5 protein-coding genes and 1 pseudogene are annotated in these 3,070 nt (G+C 25.2%); all 6 read right to left on the reverse strand.

The features are described from left to right. A pseudogene (locus MALL_RS04040) lies at positions 1-183 on the reverse strand (hypothetical protein); the annotation flags it as partial. A 19-nt stretch (positions 184-202) separates the two neighbouring features. Beyond that, entirely contained in the window at positions 203-514 is a 312-nt protein-coding gene (gene atpE, locus MALL_RS04045) for an ATP synthase F0 subunit C (protein WP_005684016.1), read from the reverse strand. Positions 515-522: 8 nt separating this feature from the next. Continuing rightward, entirely contained in the window at positions 523-1,281 is a 759-nt protein-coding gene (locus MALL_RS04050) for a F0F1 ATP synthase subunit A (protein ID WP_005684015.1), read from the reverse strand. Beyond that, positions 1,268-1,711: a hypothetical protein gene (locus tag MALL_RS04055; RefSeq protein ID WP_005684013.1), complete on the reverse strand. Its 444-nt coding sequence runs from the start codon at positions 1,709-1,711 to the stop codon at positions 1,268-1,270. The genes MALL_RS04050 and MALL_RS04055 overlap by 14 nt, the downstream gene beginning before the upstream one ends. 201 nt (positions 1,712-1,912) lie before the next feature. Beyond that, a complete protein-coding gene (locus MALL_RS04060) occupies positions 1,913-2,371 on the reverse strand; it encodes a YhcH/YjgK/YiaL family protein (RefSeq protein ID WP_005684014.1) in 459 nt (152 codons plus the stop codon). Next, positions 2,371-2,796 carry a hypothetical protein gene (locus tag MALL_RS04065; protein ID WP_005684010.1) on the reverse strand — a complete coding sequence of 142 codons (426 nt, stop codon included), beginning with the start codon at positions 2,794-2,796 and terminating at the stop codon, positions 2,371-2,373. Before MALL_RS04065 ends, MALL_RS04060 begins: the two co-directional genes overlap by 1 nt. Positions 2,797-3,070 lie beyond the last annotated feature (274 nt).

Here is a 3,070-nt window from a genome sequence, read left to right on the forward strand (position 1 = left end):
TAAAAAATAAGTTAAAAATAGAAAACAAAATATAAACGAAATCATTGTTGCAATCATTAATGGTACATTAGGAAAGATCTTTAAAAATCTATCCGACATTGACTCACTAATTGATTGAGGTTTATCTATTGCTTCTTGTAAATAAGTAGCAACATCTCTTATAGCATTTGTATATTTTTCCATATTAGCCTACGTTCCAGTATTATTTGTATACGAAGAATAATAAAATTGCAATAAGAAGTGAATAAATAGCTGACGATTCGGCAATAGCCATCCCAACAATCATCATTGAACGAATTTTACTTTCAGCTTCAGGGTTTCTACCAACTGCTTCAGCAGCTTTACCGGCTGCATAACCTTGACCAGCTCCAGTTCCTAAAACTCCAATCATTGAAGCTCCAATTCCTACGGCTACTAGTCCAAATCCTATACCTTTATCGGCAGGAACGTTTTTTGATGCTTCTGTAGCTGTGTTTGCAGCTTCAGCTAAAAATGTAGTAACTTTATCTAACATAATTTCTCCTAATAAATTTCTTGTTTAACTTTATAAGTTTTAATATTTTTCTTTTCATTCATTTTTGCTTCTTCTTCTGAAGTAGGCATTTCATTAACTCAATAAATTGTCGTTAATAGAGTGAAAACATAAGCTTGAATAACTGCACCAAGTAAATCAAAATACATATGTAAAAATGGCGTGATGATTGGTGCAAAAAAGTATCATTCATGTTCAGCCATTCCAGGTAGTTTTGTTCAAATAATTCCACATACTAAATAAATAAGTAAAACTATTGAACCTCCTCCAATTATGTTTCCATAAACCCTAAAACCTAAGGAAATCAATGGAGCAAACTGACCAATAACTTCTAGAACATTAATGTATTTTTTTAGGAATCTTAACTTCCGATATGTTAATCCTACAACATAAATTCCAATTCAAGATGACAGTGCTAAAACTAACGGTATTGAATAAGAAGTAGAAATAGGTTCTAACCCTAAAATACTTACTAAGTTACCTACTAATAAAAAGGATGCTAAAGTAAATATATAATATTTTGCTTTGCTTAATTTTCCATCAGTTGATGAAAGAAAATTATTTTCAACCATGCCAACATAAGCTTCTGCAATCAAAACAATTCCTGTAGGCGATTGAGAAGGTTTTATTTTTCGTGCTTTAACAAAAATAATTACTGAAACGATACAAATAATTAAAGTTGTAATAACTAACGAAAATAATTGTGGTTGATTTCACGAAGCAATAATATGCTCTTTAAATGAATCCATCTTTTCCTTTCTTTTTTAAATAGTTATAAATTCCATTGCTTCATAAAAGACTAAAAGGAAGCAGTGTAATACCAAAAATAAATGTAAATATATTAATTGGTTTATTAAAAAAAATAGTTTTTTGGTTAATTTTTTTAGCGTGTTCTAAGTTAATATAAATAATTAGATAAATTACTAAACCAACTATAATTAAGCTAAATAAGTGTTTTAAAATTCCAAAAACTATCGCACTTTTTTTCCTTTTGTATAGAATTAAAAGCACACTAAAGTTGCTTAGTTCATAATTGAAATAAGAAACTAAAGCGCCAATTGCAAATCCAAAAAATAATGAATAGTTTATTGATCATAAACTTATTAAAATGATGCTAATGCTAAGCAGTGAGACAAAGAAAAATATGTAAAAAATTTTATCAAATTTACTTTGTATCATTTTTGCTCCTGGCTAATATGCTCTATATAATTTTAAAACTTTTTATTTTTTAAAGAAAAAAAGAATATTTTTTTTAATAATAAAAATATTACTTAATATTTTCATATTATTTTAATTTATTGAGAAAAAATAAGAATAATTCTCAATTTGAAAATATATTATTTTTATAAATATTATAAAAAATGAAGAGTTTTTAAAACCCTATCATTTCACTTTAATAATTATTTTTTCAATTTCATTTTGACCATGATTTCTTTTAGGTGCATGAGCTTCAAATGGTAAGAAAATAGCAAATGTATTTTCTTTAACCGGAATACGTCCTTCTTTGAAATTGTTTTTATATAAAACTATATCTTCGATTGCGTTGTATTCTGCAACTATATCAGTTGATTTTAATTCTGGGTTAACTAAATATGTAATATTATCTTCATAATTTACATATAAATGTATGTCTGCATATTTATAGTGAATTTCATTTACTAATTCTTCATCTTTTAAAGTACAGCATTTAATTCTTTTAACAAAAATATCTTCATCAATTTTTGTTACACCTAATTCAACCTTTAAGTAATTATTTGTTTTTAATCAAGTTATAGCTTTATCTAAATTTTTATTTATTCCATAATACTTATGAATATTGCTTAATTTATCGTAAATCATTATTCATCCTCACTTTTAATTATTTCTGCCTGTTCAAGTAAAATATTATCTGAATCTTTAAATATTTCATCAACTATTTTATTACTATTTTCGTGAAAATTTTTTTCTAATGATATTTTTTCAAATTCTTCTCATTTTCTTTTATTTTTGCTTTTATAGTTATTTAAGGAATTAAACAACCCTTTATCAGTTTTTAATAATTGATTTAATTGACTAATTAAACTTACGGTACTATTTAAAATAGTATTAACTTTTTTGCCATGTGTTGAGTATTTTTTTTCAAATGAATTTATTACAGATAAATATTCTTCAGCCATTAAATAATCATCAAATTTTTTATGTCATGATTTTATTAATGAAATAACATAATTTGTTATTGAAGGAGAAATAAATTCAATTTTATGTTGTGCTCTAATATTTGCCACTAAATTTCCTCCTTGAAGAGCTATAATATGCTGAAACATAGCCTCAGAAGGAATAAATATCATGGCTACATCCGTAGTTAAATTTTCTACAATATATTTATTTGATACATCTTTTGAAATAGATGTAATTACTGATACAAACTCAGATTATGCTTTATTAATTTGACTAATGTCCTTAGTTGATTCTCTTTTTTCTATATAGTTTTGGAAACTTTTTAAAGGAAATTTAGAATCTATAGGTAAATAAATCGTTTTGTTTATTTCATATCAACTG

This window comes from Mycoplasmopsis alligatoris A21JP2 (genome assembly GCF_000178375.1).
Classification (GTDB): domain Bacteria; phylum Bacillota_I; class Bacilli_A; order Mycoplasmatales; family Metamycoplasmataceae; genus Mycoplasmopsis; species Mycoplasmopsis alligatoris.